10 protein-coding genes are annotated in these 16,398 nt (G+C 63.4%); 1 reads left to right on the forward strand and 9 read right to left on the reverse strand.

Annotated features, from left to right (window positions below):
* Nucleotides 1-71 precede the first annotated feature (71 nt).
* From MM194_RS18760 to nrfA, 9 genes are all read right to left on the reverse strand, one after another.
* Nucleotides 72-1,358 carry a D-amino acid dehydrogenase gene (locus tag MM194_RS18760; protein WP_338010740.1) on the reverse strand — a complete coding sequence of 429 codons (1,287 nt, stop codon included), beginning with the start codon at nt 1,356-1,358 and terminating at the stop codon, nt 72-74.
* A 295-nt stretch (nt 1,359-1,653) separates the two neighbouring features.
* Nucleotides 1,654-2,574 carry a serine hydrolase gene (locus MM194_RS18765; protein ID WP_033132569.1) on the reverse strand — a complete coding sequence of 307 codons (921 nt, stop codon included), beginning with the start codon at nt 2,572-2,574 and terminating at the stop codon, nt 1,654-1,656.
* A gap of 360 nt (nt 2,575-2,934) precedes the next feature.
* Nucleotides 2,935-4,116: a heme lyase NrfEFG subunit NrfF gene (gene nrfF, locus MM194_RS18770; protein WP_241344444.1), complete on the reverse strand. Its 1,182-nt coding sequence runs from the start codon at nt 4,114-4,116 to the stop codon at nt 2,935-2,937.
* Nucleotides 4,113-4,682, reverse strand: coding sequence for a DsbE family thiol:disulfide interchange protein (locus MM194_RS18775; protein WP_033132566.1), 570 nt, complete (start codon nt 4,680-4,682; stop codon nt 4,113-4,115). Before MM194_RS18775 ends, nrfF begins: the two co-directional genes overlap by 4 nt.
* Nucleotides 4,679-6,637, reverse strand: a complete 1,959-nt coding sequence (gene nrfE, locus MM194_RS18780; protein ID WP_241344445.1) for a heme lyase NrfEFG subunit NrfE — start codon at nt 6,635-6,637, stop codon at nt 4,679-4,681. The genes MM194_RS18775 and nrfE overlap by 4 nt, the downstream gene beginning before the upstream one ends.
* 143 nt (nt 6,638-6,780) lie before the next feature.
* Nucleotides 6,781-7,737 (reverse strand): cytochrome c nitrite reductase subunit NrfD, encoded by a 957-nt coding sequence (nrfD, locus tag MM194_RS18785; RefSeq protein WP_241344446.1) that lies wholly within the window; start codon nt 7,735-7,737, stop codon nt 6,781-6,783.
* A 52-nt stretch (nt 7,738-7,789) separates the two neighbouring features.
* Nucleotides 7,790-8,467 carry a cytochrome c nitrite reductase Fe-S protein gene (gene nrfC, locus MM194_RS18790; RefSeq protein ID WP_241344447.1) on the reverse strand — a complete coding sequence of 226 codons (678 nt, stop codon included), beginning with the start codon at nt 8,465-8,467 and terminating at the stop codon, nt 7,790-7,792.
* A complete protein-coding gene (gene nrfB, locus MM194_RS18795; protein WP_033131310.1) occupies nt 8,464-9,072 on the reverse strand; it encodes a cytochrome c nitrite reductase pentaheme subunit in 609 nt (202 codons plus the stop codon). Before nrfB ends, nrfC begins: the two co-directional genes overlap by 4 nt.
* A 51-nt stretch (nt 9,073-9,123) precedes the next feature.
* Nucleotides 9,124-10,563, reverse strand: coding sequence for an ammonia-forming nitrite reductase cytochrome c552 subunit (nrfA, locus tag MM194_RS18800; protein WP_241344449.1), 1,440 nt, complete (start codon nt 10,561-10,563; stop codon nt 9,124-9,126).
* Between the two features lie 740 nt (nt 10,564-11,303).
* On the opposite strand from nrfA, the gene MM194_RS18805 reads away from it, so the two are divergent.
* Nucleotides 11,304-16,398: retention module-containing protein (locus MM194_RS18805; RefSeq protein WP_241344448.1), on the forward strand; the 5,095-nt coding region annotated here is incomplete at its 3' end.

Genomic DNA, 16,398 nt, shown 5'->3' on the forward strand with positions numbered 1-16,398 from the left:
GAGCGTTGTGACAAGCGAAGAGGGAGTGGCTGGCACACCCTCTTCGTTTTTGCCTTGTGGCGGCGAGCGGCCTAGCCGTAGCGGGCCAGGGTCAACCCCTCGTCACTGATGGCGGTCGGATTGCCGCTGATGAGATCCGCCAGCAACTGGCCCGAGCCCGCCGCCATGGTCCAGCCCAGGGTGCCGTGGCCGGTGTTGAGCCAGAGGCCGGGGAGGGGGCTTGGACCCACCAGCGGGGTGCCGTCCGGCGTCATGGGGCGCAGCCCGGTCCAGAACTCGGCGCGGGAGAGATCGCCGCCAGCGGGGAAGAGATCCCCGACCACCATGGCCAGGGTGTCGTGGCGCCTGGGGTTGAGCGCCAGGTTGAAGCCGCTGAGCTCGGCCATGCCACCGACCCGGATCCGCTCGTCGAAACGGGTGATGGCGACCTTGTAGGTTTCATCCAGCACTGTGCTGAGCGGCGCGGCCTCGGGATTGGTCATCGGCAGGGTGAGGGAGTAGCCCTTGACCGGGTAGACGGGTAGCGCGATGCCGAGGGGACGCAGCAAGCCGGTGCCATAGCTGCCGAGCGCACAGACGATGGCATCGGCCTGCCAGCGCCGCTCGCCGGCTCGCACTGCCACGGCGCGGCCCCCAGCCAGCTCGACCTCGTCGATGGCGCAATCGAATACAAACTCCACCCCGAGCCGCTTCGCTTCGTCCGCCAGTGCCTGGGTGAAGCGGAAGCAGTCGCCGGTTTCGTCGCCGGGCAGACGAAGGCCCCCCAGGATCTTGCCACGCACCCGTGCCAGCGCGGGCTCTGCCTCCTCACAGCCGGCGGCATCCAGCGCCTGATGAGGGACGCCGTATTCCTCCAGCACGGCGATGTCCCGCTTGCTGGCCTCGCGCTGGGCCGCGCTTCGAAACAGCTGCAGGGTACCGAGTTGGCGCCCCTCGTAATCCAGATCAAGCTCATCCCGCAGTGCCTTCATGCAGTCACGGCTGTATTCGGCCAGACGCACCATGCGCCCCTTGTTGGTGGCATAGGCCGCCGGGGTGCAGTTGGCAAACATCTGCAGCATCCAGCGCAGCTGGAAGGGATCCGAGGTGGGCCTTATCGTAAAAGGGGCGTGCTTCTGCAGCATCCATTTCGCCGCCTTGAGGGGAATGCCGGGGGCCGCCCAGGGGGAGGCATAGCCGGGGGAGATCTGCCCCGCATTGGCATGGCTGGTTTCAAGCGCTACCCCGTCTTGTCGCTCCAGCAGGGTCACCTGATGACCCGCCTTGGCCAGATACCAGGCGCTGGTGACCCCGATCACGCCCCCTCCCAATACGACAATCTTCATTCCATCATCCTTGTTGTTGCACCTGGAGTGAATTGCCCCCGGTCCCGTTGCCGGGGGAGATTGGCCATCACGGTATCATCGGCAGTGAGATCGGCAAATCCTGTCGCCGTGAAATGTGATTTATCACTGCATTAACATATATAACCAGTGTTTTTATCATGTTGAACGATGGGTTTGTGATGTTTGTTGCTGCCAAAAAAGACGACGAGATGAGGGGGCGATGAAAGACAGCCAGGCTGTCAGGCGGGCAGATATGAGGGCGAACGCGGCGAGGAGACAACAAAAACCGCAGGCGAGTGGCCTGCGGTTCAAGATCGGGCGGATAGGGTTATTGCGCCGAGAACAGCTTGGCGGGGGGCGTGGACTGGGCGGTCAGGGTCGCCCGGCCAGAGGTCTCCAGCCAGGTCTTGATCCGCTTGGCGTCGGCGACCCGCTCGTCCGTGGTGTTGGCATGGAGCAGCACCATGATCACGGGCTCATTGCTGACGGTGGTGCCCATCACCAGGCAGCGTCCCGCCTCGCGGATATAGCCGGTCTTGGAGACCAGAATGGGCCAGCTGCCTTCCCGCACTATGCGGTTGGAGTTGTGATATTGCATCTGGCGCTTGCCGTTGCGCACCAGTCTGTGTTCGGTCGAGGTGTACTGACGGATCAGCGGGTAGGTGGAGGCCGTTGCCGCCAGCTTGGCCAGATCGTGGGCGGTGGCGACGTTGCGCGGGTTGAGCCCGGTGCTGTCGGCAAAATGGGTGCTCCACATGCCGAGCATGCGGGCCTTGGCATTCATCGCCTCGACGAAGGCGCGCCGGCCACCGGGGTAGTTGCGCGCCAGGGCTGAGGCTGCGCGGTTTTCCGACGACATCAGGGCGATGTGCAGCATGTCGGCACGGCTCAGGCGAGAGCCTATGGCCAGGCGGGAGCCGGTGCCCTTGATCCTGTCCACATCGTCCATGGTGACTGTGATGGTCTCGGCGAGCCGCTGATTGCCATCCAGCACCACCAGTGCCGTCATCAACTTGGTGATGGAGGCAATGGGCATCACCCGGTTGGCGTTGCGTTCGGCCAGGATCTCACCGGTGCGGGAGTTGGCGACCACGAAGGCATCGGATCTCAGGGAGAGATTGGTTCGTTGCTCGAGCAGACGGCTGGAGGAGGTGGATGTCGCAGAAAACGGGTTGGCATGGGCGCTTTCCATGCTGGCGGGAAGGAGCAAGGCGCCGAACAGCAAGGGAAGAAAAGGACGAATGTTCATGATTTGGCTCTACTACGACTCAGAGGGGCATTTGGCTAAGTTATATGACGGGAATTGACGCTTCACAATGCTAAAAGTTCCAATTTTTTATTTTAATGGGACGGTGATCCTTGAAATCACCGCATCGGCGGCTATATCGCGCCCTTATTCGGTCAGAACCAGGTCATCAAAGGGGCCAATAAGCGTCAACATCCCCGTCAGGGACGCGCACTATATGCCGGTTATGGCCATCCGTTACCACTCTTTTTTTTACGTATTTTGTTGCCTCGTCACTCCCCATCTCCCTTGCCCTGACAAAGCTCCCCGACAGCCAGGCATCCGGCGTCTTGATGTGGCGTGCCTGGGCGGCCACCACCGGCATTAACCCCCCATGATGCGAGCGGTCTGAATGGCCTGAATAAGCGCGGCGCGGTTGATGCGCGGGCGTTCCTCATCGAGCAGCCGTTGCCACAGGGCGATGGCCTCGCTGTAGCGGCCGTGCAGGAAGTGATCGGAGGCGAGCAACATCAGGGCGCTCACTTCGCCGCTGTCTAGCGCGAGCGAGGCATCGAGCAGGCGGCTGGCCTCCGGGGTGAGCCGCTGCCCCGCCTGGTAGTAGCGCACCGTGGCCTGGGCGGCCAGGGTGGCGGCGCTGGCACCACCCTCTTGCAAGGCGAGCCGCTGATAGGCCAGCCAGGCGTTCTCGTATTCGTCCCGATACAGATAAAGCTGACCGAGATCGGCCCAACCCTCGAGATCCTGGGGATCCCGTTGCAGCCGCTGGTGCAGGGTGCCGAGTTCCTTGTCCTGCAAGTCGCGGGGGCTCAGGCCCGCCAAGGGATCGGAGCGCTGCTGATACCCCTGCCAGGCCTGATAGCGGCCGGTGCTGGTGTAGAAGAGTGCGACCGATCCCAGCAACAACACTCCGAGCAACAGCCAGGGCAGGGGGCGGATGCCGGGGCTGGCGGCCATCACCCTGGCGCGCAACTGTTGCTCCGCCAGCGGCGTGGTAGTGGCGAGCCTTGCCTGCTCCAGCTCCCGATAGAGGCGCGAGTGAGGGGTCAGCCCCACCTGCTGCTCGGCCAGGATCCGCCGGTTCAACTCGGATCTGGGATCCTCGGGCTGTGCGCCCTGAGGTTGATATCCGACAAGGGGAGCTCGCACCTTCTGCCGCAGACTGCGGCGCAGGCGAATCAGTGCCAACAGCGTCAGCAGCAGTGGCCCTCCCCAGAGCAGCAGGGTGCTGGCCTTGAGGGGGGGATCGTAGCGGACGAAATCGCCGAAGCGCTCCGTCATTCGGGCGATCACCTGCTCGTCGCTCTGCCCCTCGTCCACCCAGCGGTAGACCTCGAGGCGCAGATCCCGTGCTATGGGGGAGTTGGACTCCACCAGGTTCTGGTTCTGGCACTGGGGGCAGCGCAGGGCACGGGCCAGCTCCTGAGCGCGCGTTTGGAGTTCTGGGTGGCGAAACTGGTAGATGTCGACACCGCTGGCGAGGGCCCCGAGGCTTATCGCCAGCAGCAGGGCGTTGAGGAGTGGGGTGAGCAGAGTGAGGCGTCTCATGGGGTGGTCTCCGCCCTGCCCGATGGGGATTGGCTGGCAGCCTTGGCATGGGCCTCGGCGAGCAGGGGCACAAACTGGCGCTGCCAGATATCCCGGGTCAGCTCGCCGGTGTGGCGAGCGATCAGGGTGCCGTCGGCGCCGAACAGATAGGTCTCCGGCGTGCCATAGACGCCGAGCTCCAGTGCCAGCTTGCCGTCCGGATCCGCCAGCACGGCTTGATAGGGGTTGCCCGCCTCGCGCAGCCAGCTGCGGGCCGCCTCAGCCTTGTCCCGGTAGTTGAGGCCATAGAGGGCCACAGTGCCGGCCAGCTCGCTGAGCAAGGGGTGCTCGGCGCGGCAGGCCGGGCACCAGCTGGCCCAGACGTTGAGCACGAAGGGTGTCCCCTTGAGGTTGTCGGTGTGGATGAGCCGGTCGCTGAACAGATCCTGGCTCTGCCAGCTCGGCAGATTGCGGCCCAGGGTGGCATCGTCCTGGCTGTAGGGGTTGTTGCCGAGCCCCAGCCAGAGCAGGAGGCCGAGGCACAGGGTTATCCCAAGGGGGATAAAGAGACGCAGGCGAGCACTCATGGCGCCTCCCTGGGTTGCAAGGGGAGAGTCTGATGTGCACAGGGCTGCTGGTGCGCCGCCAGCAACGGGCGTCGCCCCAGCAGGCGCAGCGCGCCACCGGCGGTCATCAAGAGGCCGCCGAACCAGATCCAGCGCACCAGCGGTTTGTGGTGCAGTCGCATGGCATAGGCATCAGGCCCCATCTTCTCCCCCAGCACCACATAGAGATCCCCAAAGAGCCCCCAGGCGATGCCGGGCTCGTTCATGTTCATGGTGCGCACACTGTAGTGGCGCCGCTCCGGCATCAGCCTCGCGACCTCTTTGCCTTCCTTATGCACACTCAAGGTGATGCGCTCGGCGGTGTAGTTGGGGCCGAGCAGGGGCTCGCTCCCCTCGTAGCGAAACTCGTAAGCACCGAGTCGGTAGGGATTGCCTGCGCTGAGCACTGTGCCACCCTCCTGGCTATGGTGGCTCACCTGATTGATCCCGAGGGCGCAGACCGCGACCCCGAGGTGGGCCAGCAGGCTGCCTATCCGGCTCACATCTCGCCACCGGGTTTTCAGCGGGAAGTTGAACAACAGGCTCGCCATCAGCCAGAGGCCGATCATATTGGCGAGGATGCCGCTCCAGCCGAGGCTGCCCTGCTCGCGATAGGTGAGGTTGAGCAGGCTGCCTCCCAGCAAGCCGAAGAGCGGTGGCAGCAGGGCGCGGAGGCGGGAGACGGTGGCCAGCTGTTGCCAGCGCAGGCGCGGGATCTGGGTCATCAGGGCCATCAGCATCAGGGCCAGCGGTACGAAGATGGCGTTGAAGTAGGGGGCGCCGACCGAGAGGGATCCCAGATGCAACGACTGAAACACCATGGGGTAGAAGGTGCCCAGCAGCACGCTGGCACAGGCCACGCAGAGCAGCAGGATGGCGGCACCGAGCAACCCCTCCTTTGACCAGAAACCGAAGCGAGCGTAAGGGGCGCGGGTGTCGGCCCGCAGTGCGAACAGGGTCAATGCCGTAGTCAGCAGCAGGCCGAGCAGCAGCAACAGGGTCAGGCCGCGGTTGGGATCTACCGCGAAGGCGTGGACCGAGGTGAGCACCCCGGAGCGCACCACGAAGGTGCCGAGCAGGCTCAGGGCGAAGGTGAAGATGGAGAGCAGCAAGACGCCGTGGCCGTAAGCGCCACGCTTCTCGCAGACGACAAGGGCGTGCAGCAGGGCAGTGCCCAGCAGCCAGGGCAGCAGGGAGGCATTTTCCACCGGATCCCAGAACCACCAGCCGCCCCAGCCCAGTTCGTAATAGGCCCACCAGGAGCCGAGCAGGATGCCGGCGGTGAGAAACACCCAGGAGCCCAGTGCCCAAGGGCGGCTCCAGTGCGCCACGGCGCCGTCCAGCCTGCCCGAATGCAGCGCCGCCATGGCGAAGGCGAAGTTGACCGCGAAGCCCACGTAGCCGAGATAGAGCAGCGGTGGGTGGATGATGAGGCCGATATCCTGCAGCATGGGGTTGAGATCGCGCCCCTCCAGCGGCCCAGGGAAGGCGCGATCGTAGGGGCTGGAGAAGGCGAGGGTGTAGAGGCCAAACAACCCCACGATCAGTCCCATGATGGCGAGTACCCGGACCAGGATCAGCGGATCGACCCGCCTGGAGCAGAGCGCGACCAGCGCCCCCCAGAGGGCCAGCGCGAACACGAAGAACAGCATGGAGCCCTCGTGGCCCCCCCAGACGGCCGCGAGTTTGAAGCCAAGGGGCAGGGCGCTGTTGGCGTGCTGGGCCACGTACACCAGGGTGAAGTCATCCCGGGCAAAACAGATTGCGAGCAGCACCAGCGCGGCCCCGAGCAGGGCGGCGGTCAGCAGGGCAAGGGGGCGGGCGCTGTCGATCAACGGGCGCGAGGCGAGCTTGAGGCCCAGCCAGGGCAGGCTGCCTTGCACCAGGGCGAGCAGGGTCGCCAGCAACAGTGAGAGATAGCCGAGTTCAGCCAGCACACAACCTCCAGTCCCAATCATTCGTTCATGTCATGCCGCAGCGTCCGCCTCAGGCTGGCGTTGGGGCATAACCAGAAGATCCCAGGATCCCATAACAGACAAACGCCAGCCGCCCGGGGCGACTGGCGTTTGTGATCAAGCGCTCATACCAGCGTCATCTGTCCGGCGTAGAGGATGAAGTAGCGCAGCATCAGGATCCCCAGCAGGCTCAGGCTGCACAGCAGCACCAGGTGGGAGGGCCGATGGGCCTTCTCCTTGCCGGCAACGAGGCTCAGCAACTGGGGCAGCAGTATGCCGACCCCGATCACCCCGAACCAGAAGACGTTGGACCAGAAGCCACCGCCGATCGCCGCCTGCATCGCCACCTCGCTCTGACCACCTGCGGCGTAGAGCACGCCGAAGAAGCTGGCCAGCAGCAACAGCTCCAGCGTCACCACGGGGCGCTCGAAACGGTGCACGAAGCTCACCCCCTGGCTGTGGCCGTCCTCCTTGAACAGGGTGACCGCCAGCAAGGTGGTGGAGGCCACCCCCGAGCTCACTCCCGAGATGAGGAACAGCACCGGCAGCACCGGGTTGTGCAGCATGGGGTAGCTTATCAAGGCGGACAGCAGGAAGCCGGTGTAGGCACCGAGCAGCGCCGCCAGCACTAACAGGACCGGGGCGAGCAGCCGCTCGAAACGGCCGACGAGAGCGATCAGGCCATCGACGAAGGCCAGCTTGTCGCCAAGCAGCTTGCGGCGCACCCCCTCGATCTCGGCTCTAAACACCACCCCTAGCCAGGCGAACAGTACCGCCATATAGACCTGGAACAGCATGACCCCCATCGACATTACGGAGTCGAACTGGTAGTGGAACATCAGCTTCCAGAAGGTCCAGGGACGGGCCAGGTGGTGGATGAGCAACATCAGACCGAGGATCACGCTGAGCGGCGCCAGGATGGCGGTCGCCTTGATGATGCCGCTCTCGCTGCCGGCCCCCTTGCGCAGGCGCAGCAACACCGACAGGGTGCAGGAGCCGGCGGAGATGCCGAGCAGGAACAGGTAGATGGCGATGGGGCCATCCCACACCAGGGATTCGAAGTGAAAAGCATCATGCCACATCAGATCTCTCCCTCTGGTGTCCGTGACTCACGGTGAAACGCGTTATGCCAGATCATGACTTCTCCCCTTTGGCGATGCGGTACATCTTGGGCGAAGTGCCGAGCGCCTCCTTGAAGCGATAGGTTTCTTCCTTTGCGATCCGCTGGCTGAGGGCGCTCTGGGGATCATCCAGATTGCCAAATACCAGCGCCTTGGTGGGGCAGGCCTCGACACAGGCGGGTTGTTTGCCCTGGGCCAGGTTGGTCTGGCGGCAGAAGTCGCACTTGTCCGCCACCCTGGTGACCGGGTTGATGAAACGCACCCGGTAGGGGCAGGCGGCGAGGCAGTACATGCAACCGACGCAGAGATCCGGGTTCACATCGACGATGCCATCCTCGGCACGGCGATGGGAGGCCCCGGTCGGGCAGACGTGGACGCAGGGGGCGTTGTCGCAATGCTGGCAGGACTTGCGAAAGAAGCGGTACTCCTGATTGGGATACTCGCCCTCGGGGCCGGAGCGGAGGATCTGGAGGCGCGAGACCCCCTCCGGCACCTTGTTGGTCTCGCGGCAGGCATCCATGCAGGCGGTACAGCCGATACAGGCGGTCTCGTCGTGCAGCATGCCGTAGCGTACCCCGTCGATGCGCTGACTGTGGACGAGGGCGGCGGTGCCAGCGCGAGCGGGGCCCGTCATCATGATGAGGGCGCCCGCTCCCATGCCGGCCATAAATTGACGGCGAGAGCAGCTCATGGCGCCTCCTTGTCCTGGGCGGCATCCACCTTGGCGGCGGTCTTGGCCTTGATGGCCTCGTGCTGCTTGCTGTGACAGTCGACGCACAGCTTGATGCGGGATGTTGCCGGGATCCCCACCATGGGCTCCTTGGCCGGGTGCAGCTGGTGGCAGCTGGTGCAACTGAGCTTGCTCATGTGCACGTCGTGGGCCCAGAGCGCCTCGCGCAGGGGTTTGGGCTCATGGCAGCTCATGCAGACGCTGTTTTGCTCGGCGATGGGATAGCCATCCTTGCCTTGCGGCTGGTTGAAGCTATCGCTAAAGCGCATCACATCCTTGACCCCTTCCCGGTGCTGGAGGGAGGGCTGGCCGTGACAGTTGGTGCAGGTCACCGGGGCCAGGTTGTTGGGATTGGTCGCCTTGGCATGCTGGCCGTGCATGCCCTCTTTCTGCTCCTTGTGGCAGTCGGTACAGGCCTTGTCGGCGCTGCGCAAGAACTCAACCTGGTGGGGGGCGGGCATGGCGGTCGGTGCGGCAGTCTGATCCGCGGCCTGGCCCTGCACGCTGGTCAGCAGCATGGCTGCCATCAGCATCAGTCGTAAGAAATCCATCGTTAAATCACCCATAGGAAGCCTCCATTCGGCGGCGGGCCCGATGATGCGGGCCCGCCGGCCTCGTCATTGTGCGAGCCGTCCGGCCGCTTTGGCCTCGGCTTCCCAGGCGGGGACAGTGGTCTTGAGGAACTGGGCCTTGTCGCTGTTCATCTGCTTCATGTCCATGCCAAGCGCGGCCTGAGCCTTCTCCTTGCTGGAGATGTCAGGAATGGCGATCTCGTGGCTGATCCCCTTGGCGGCCAGCAGGCGAGCCAGCTTGGTGCGGGCGTCGGCCGCCTTGTCCAGGGCGCTGCCCAGCATCCTCAATGCCACTTCCGGGGCATGGGCCTGCACCCCGTGGGAGGCGATGGAGAAGTCCCAACGCCATTGGGCGTGGCGGATGTCTTGCAGGATGTCCTTCATCTCTGCCTCGGTGGCGCCGGCATCCCAGGCCGCCTTGGCCTCGAAGTGGGCGTGCACCAGTTGCTTCTCGACCTTGAGCTTGATCTCGGTGATCGCCACCTTGCGCTGGTGGACGACGTCTTGCAGCATCTCCTTGCTCTGGGTGTGGCAGTTGCGGCAGGTTTGCTCGAAGCGATCGAAGGGGTTGCCGACCTTGTGATCCGTGTAGACCTTGCCCTGTTCGTTCTGCACCTTGGGCATGTGACAGTCGACGCAGGCGACGTTGTTCTGACCGTGAATGCCGGCGCGCCAGGTCTCGTATTCCGGGTGCTGGGCCTTGAGCATGGGGGCTTTGGAGAGGGCGTGGGTCCAGTCGGCGAAGCCAACTTCGTCGTAGTACTCTTCCATCTGCTCAACCGTGGTGCCCTTGTCCCAGGGGAATTTCACCGCCTTGGTGGGGCCGTTGAAGTAGTACTCCACGTGGCACTGGCCGCAGACCTGGGATTGCTGATCGAAACGACCCTGCTCCTTGAACGGCTTGTGGATGGCGTTCATGGCTCTGTCCGCATAGGGGCGGGAGAGCTGCAGGGCGGGTTTGCCCTCCTTGAACTCCTTGGAGGCGGTATCATGGCAGTCGGCGCAGCCGATGGTGTTGACGATCTCCGGGCCACCCTTGGCCCACATCCCCTTGAAGTAGCCATCCTCGCCCTTCTCGTCGATGACGCGGGCCACGTCCGGGCCCTTGCAGCTCCAGCAGGCCATGGGCAGGGGGCCATCCTCGGCGGTCTTGGGGGCGCCGGTGCGCAGGGTTTCCCGCACGTCGGTCAGGGCGTAGAAGTGGCCGCGCGGCTTGTTGTAATCCTTGGAGAAGGGGTAGCCGGCCCAGAGCACCACCATCTGCGGATCTTCCGCCAGGGCGTCGGTGCGTTCCTTGCTCTCGCTGGTCGATTTCCAGCTGTCGAACTGATCGACGTGATCCTTGGCGAACAGCTCGTTGCGCGCCTCGAACTTGCCCTTGGGGGTGGCCTCATCGGCCATTGCCCAACTGCTGCCCAGCAGGGCCGTCAATAGCAGGGCAGCGAAGCCCAGCCTGGATGGTTTGTTGTGTGAACCCACGATCATCACTCCCAGATAAATGTCCTTGCGGGGCCTGATCCTTCCATCTTGGTGCGTGGATATCAGTGCCCGTCGTCGACGGGCATGGCAGGCCGATTAATTTTTATTGGTGCATAAAGAATGCTTTTTATGCGATTGCTCAGGGAGATATTACCAAATAGGTAAAACGGATAATTATTTATCGCGACGGGGATTGCGCTAGATCAATTGCCAGCGGATCCACATGTGAAAAGTGAGATCCAGCTTTAATTATTGAATGCTATTGGGAGCTTAGTGCGAATGACCACTGCCGGATAAGGGCCATACCGGCGGGAAGACAGGCGGGGGAAGGGGCTCCATTCCCTGGAGTGAGAGAGATGAGAGGGCATTGCCGGCATGGGAAACTGTGGTGAATGAACGAATGGAAATTCACTTTTATCGATACGGCGCCTACCCTGAGAGGTTCACGGTGAAATGATCGGCACTCAGGCCAGACCGGGCAGGCAGTCAGAAGCTGTCGTATAAATGGGTGCCAAGAGACACATGCCGGGTGACGTCCAAAGAGAAATGAGCGGAAATAATGCAGATATCCCCATGGGATAACGTTTTCTTGCATTAAGTAGGACGTTTGGCCGTATTTTCTTTCGATATTTTCGAAAATGTCGAAGGGATATATGCCGGCCGAGACGGTAAAATGACCACCTGTCACTGTGACTTCCCCGTCCCTTCATATGCAGGGGAGTCAGTGTTTATGCGTTGGAGGAAATATGGCTGAGCTGCGAATCGAAAAACCGACCCTGATTACCCAATTGGAGGGGGTCGTGTTTGTCATGGATGCCGACGGCACCTTGCACCGTGCGGCGGTGGGCATGCAGCTGCAGCCTGGCGAACGTCTGCTCGCCGAATCCGATGGGCGATTCGAGTTGGCCGATCCGGCCGCTGAAGCCAACACCTCAGATAGGCTCGAGCTGGCTCAGTTGCAGCCGGATCCCCAGCAGCTCGATCCCGAGCTGGCCAGCCTGCAGGAGGCCATCCGCCAGGGCGCCGACCCGACCGAGCTGTTTGAGGAGACCGCGGCCGGTAACGCGGCAGCCGCCACGGGGGGCGGTGTGGTCGGCTCCAGCGCCGGTGGCTTCGTGGTGGTGGATCTCAACAACGACTTCACCGTGGTGGAGGCGGGCTTTGACACCAACCACCAGGTTTCTCTTCAGGGCAATGACGAGCCCTATGTCGAAGATCAGGATCAGCAGGCCTATATCACCATCACCGAGCCCCAGACCCTCGACAACATCATCAACGCCGATGAGGCGGCCGGGGTCATTATTCGTGGCACTGTGCAAGATGTGGAAGTCGGCCAGACGGTGACCGTCACCCTGACCGATCAGGACGGCAACCGCCTCACCACCACCACTGTGGTGCTGCCCGGCTTCGTCTGGGAGGCCAATTTCGGCGATGTCACCGGCAAGCTGGTGGATGGCCCCCTGACGATCCAGGCCGATACCCAGGATGCTGCCGGCAACAGGGCCAGCGATCTCGGTCAGACCCTGCTCGACACCATCACCACCATCACGCTCGACCTGGCTGATGAAAGCGACACCGGCGCCAGCCAGGGGGACGATCTGACTCGCGACACCACCCCGCTGCTGCAAGGCAAGGGGGAGCCCGGCGCCACCGTCACCCTGAGTCTCGGTGGCAAGGTTATGACCGTGCTCACCGTCGATGGCAATGGCAACTGGCAATATCAGATCCCGAACGACATGGCCGACGGGGCCTATGATTTTCGCGTCGACTCCGTCGACATCGCCGGCAACAGCGCCAGCGACACCCTGACCGTCACCGTCGATACCCAGGCCAGCATCGACATCGACGATCTCGACACCCAGAACATCCTGGGCCACGACAACGCCACCCTGAGCGGCACCACGACTCAGGTCGAGGCGGGCCAGAGCGTCACCGTCACCCTCATCGGCCAGAATGGCCAGACCCTCTACAGCGGCACCGCCCTGGTGGGCAGCGACGGTCGCTGGCAGCTTGATAATCTCGATTTGTCGACCATCCAGGGCCCCTACGAGGTGCGCGCCGAGGTGACGGATCTGGCGGGTAACCGGGTGGTCGACGGGGCGCCCCTCATCGGCCAGAGCGATGTGCTGACCTTGTCCGAGGCGGATCTGGCCAAGGGCCCGGTGAGTGCCGCCGGTTCCCTGCATACCGGCGCCGGCATGGATGGCAGCCTGCAGGTGAGCTTCGCCGCCGATCAGAGTGCCCTCGAGCAGCTCGGTCTCAGCAGCCAGGGCACGGCGCTCTCCTACCAGATAAGCGGTCAAACCCTCACCGCCAGCGCAGGCGGGATCACCGTTTTCACCCTGACGCTCTCCAATGACGGCAGCTATCGCATCGTCTGGAACCAGAGCCTGGATCACGACCAGGACAGCCTGAGCCTGCCGTTCTCGCTGGAGTATCGCGACAGCGACGGGGATCTGGTCCACGCCAGCCTCAACGTCAATCTGGTGGACAGCACGCCCCCCGATTTTACGCTGACCCCCATCACCCTCACCGAGGATGCCTTTGCCGATGCCGGGGCCGTAGTGGGCCAGAGCCACTTCGTGGTAGGCCACCAGGCCGATCCCCTGCTGGCGGACTCCGTCGTCTTCGCAGATCAGGCCAATACCCTGGCCCGCCTTAACGGCAGCGGGCTCAGCAGCGACGGCCATGTGCTGAGCTTCGAGTTCAGCGGCGACCGTCTGCTCAGCGGTTATTACCTCGATGACAAGGGCAATCGAGTCGAGGTGATCAAGGCCGAGCTGAGTGCGAACCAGTCTGGCAGCGACATTGACGGCACCGTGACCCTCTCCCTCAATGGGCCCCTGGATCATCAGGGCAGCGATGAGCTCTCGCTCGGGCTCACCGTCTCGGCCAAGGAGATCGACGGTGATGAGACCCGCGCCGATCTGGTGGTCTCCATCAACGACGGCACGGATCCCAGCCTCGGCATCGACGGCGGCATCAGCCTGCAGGAAGGGGCATCGGGCCAGACAATGGATGGCCAACTGCCGGTCAATGTGGGCAGCGACCGTCTGGTGTCCCTCAACTTCGAGGCGAGCCAGCCCGGCCTCGACGGTCTCACCAGCGGCGGTAAAGCCACTAGTTATCAGGTCAATGGCAACCAGATCACCCTGCTCGATGCCGCTGGCAAGGTCATTTTGACTGTTACTCTGGACCTGGACGGCAAGTACCATCTGCAGCTCGACGGCGTGCTGGATCAGCCGCTGGACAGCAACAGCGTCAACCTGGGCCTGCAGGTGCAGGGCACCGATTTTGATGGGGACCAGAGCAACCTCGGCACCCTGAATATCGCCATCACCGACGGCGCCCTGCCGAGCGTGGATGCGGTCACTTTGAATCTGGTGGAAGACAGCGACTGGAGCGCCGCTCAGAGCCTCTCCGGCGATCTCAACATCACCGCCGGCACGGATCCCCTGGTCAACATCAGCTTCGATGCCAGCCAGCCGGGCCTGCAGGGCCTCACCAGCGGTGGCCAGCCGGTCGTGATCAGCGTCAGTGGCAACAGCATCAGCGGCACCGTCAACGGTCAGAACGTTTTCACCCTCACGCTTGATCAGAGAGGCCACTACGTCTTCACCCTCAACCAGCCGCTGGATCAGGGCAGTGCCGATAGCCTGCTCAAGGCGGGCTTCACCCTCACCGACAGCGACGGCGACAAGGTCTCCTCTTCCCTGAGCGTGTCTGTCGGCGATGGAGCCAACCCGGTGATCAGCGCCGTGACCGGCACCGAGATGACCGAGGCCAATCAGGGGGCCAAGGATGTGGTCAGCCACATGAGCTTCACCGTGAGTCACGGCTCCGATGCCCTCGATGCGACCAGTTTGAAGTTCGATATCGGCGCCATCCAGCAGAGTCTGGACGGCAAATACAGCAGCCACGGCAGCCCTGTTACCTTCACCCTGGACGCTGACGGCTCCCTGGTGGGCACCAGCGCCGACGGCCGCACCGTGCTGCGCGCCGAGCTGAGCCTGGTGGATAACAACGGTAACTGGAGCGTCACGGCCAAGGTGACTCTGAGTGGCGAACTGGATCATCAGGGCAACGAGTCCCTGGATCTGCCGCTCACCGTGACCCTGACCGACAAGGACGGGGACAGTGTTTCCACCGACTTGCCGCTGGTCATCAAGGATGGCAACGCGCCGGGCTTCGTGGCGGGCAGCGGGGTGAGCCTGGATGAGGGCAACCTCGATGGCAGCAGCCCCCTGAGCGGCACCGGTCACTTCAGCGTGGACGCTGGCTCGGATCGGGTGAGCGAAGTGTCGTTTGCCGATATCGCGGAGCAGCCAGCCCTGACCGCGCTCGGTCAGACAGTCCTCTACGAACTGGTGGACGGCGATGCCAGCATCCCGGGCAACCAGATCCTCAAGGGCTATGTGGAAGTCAATGGCCAGCGCATTGAAGTGCTGCAGGTCGAAATCAGCGGCAAGCTCGACAACGCCGCCAACAACGGCTTCGACTACAAGGTGACCCTGTTCGAAGGGGTGCACCAAGCCAACGGCAGCAGCACGACAGAGCTGCCGTTCAAGATCAATGTCGTCGACAGTGACAAGGGTGCGGGCAACAACGACAGCACCAGCGGCACCCTCAACGTCAGCATCGGCGAGGGGAACAACCCGACCATCACCCTGACCGGGGTGACCCTGAAAGAAGGGCGCTTCGACGGCGCCGCCAGCGGTGCGACTGGCGACGATCAACACGCCACCGGCACTCTGACCATCACCGCCGACTCGGATCCCGTGGTGGACGTGCGGCTGACCCTTTCCGGCCAAGTATTGGATGCGAGCGGCAACCCCATCACCCACAACGGTGAGACTCTGACCTGGCAGGAAGTGCCGGGCAGCAACGGCCACAGCTTCCAGGCGATCAGCCAAAGCGGCACCCTGGTGTTGATGGTCACCCTGCCGAACGTGCCGGGCCGCATCGAGGCTCACAGCGACGCGACCCTGGACTATCAGGTGACGGTGCACACCAACCTGGATCACGGGGCGAGCGACAACCTCAACCTGAGCCTGCCGGTACAGGTGACCGACAGCGACGGCTCGGTGATCAATGGCAGCACCAATGTGGTGATCAATGATGCGGCAGACCCGAGTCTTGGCATCGACGGCGGCATCAGCCTGCAGGAAGGGGCATCGGGTCAGACAATGGATGGCCAACTGCCGGTCAATGTGGGCAGCGACCGTCTGGTGTCCCTCAACTTCGAGGCGAGCCAGCCCGGCCTCGACGGTCTCACCAGCGGCGGTAAAGCCACTAGTTATCAGGTCAATGGCAACCAGATCACCCTGCTCGATGCCGCTGGCAAGGTCATTTTGACTGTCACCCTGGACCTGGACGGCAAATACCATCTGCAGCTCGACGGCGTGCTGGATCAGCCGCTGGACAGCAACAGCGTCAACCTGGGCCTGCAGGTGCAGGGCACCGATTTCGACGGTGACCAGAGCAACCTCGGCACCCTGAATATCGCCATCACCGACGGCGCCCTGCCGAGCGTGGATGCGGTCACTTTGAATCTGGTGGAAGACAGCGACTGGAGCGCCGCTCAGAGCCTCAGCGGGGATCTCAACATCACCACCGGCACGGATCCCCTGGTCAACATCAGCTTCGATGCCAGCCAGCCGGGCCTGCAGGGCCTCACCAGCGGTGGCCAGCCGGTCGTTATCAGCATCAGCGGTAACAGCATCAGCGGCACCGTCAACGGTCAGAACGTTTTCACCCTCACGCTTGATCAGAGAGGCCACTACGTCTTCACCCTCAACCAGCCGCTGGATCAGGGCAGTGCCGATAGCCTGCTCAAGGCGG

It is taken from the genome of Aeromonas sp. MR16 (assembly GCF_022549315.1).
GTDB classification, from domain to species: Bacteria; Pseudomonadota; Gammaproteobacteria; order Enterobacterales; family Aeromonadaceae; genus Aeromonas; species Aeromonas aquatica.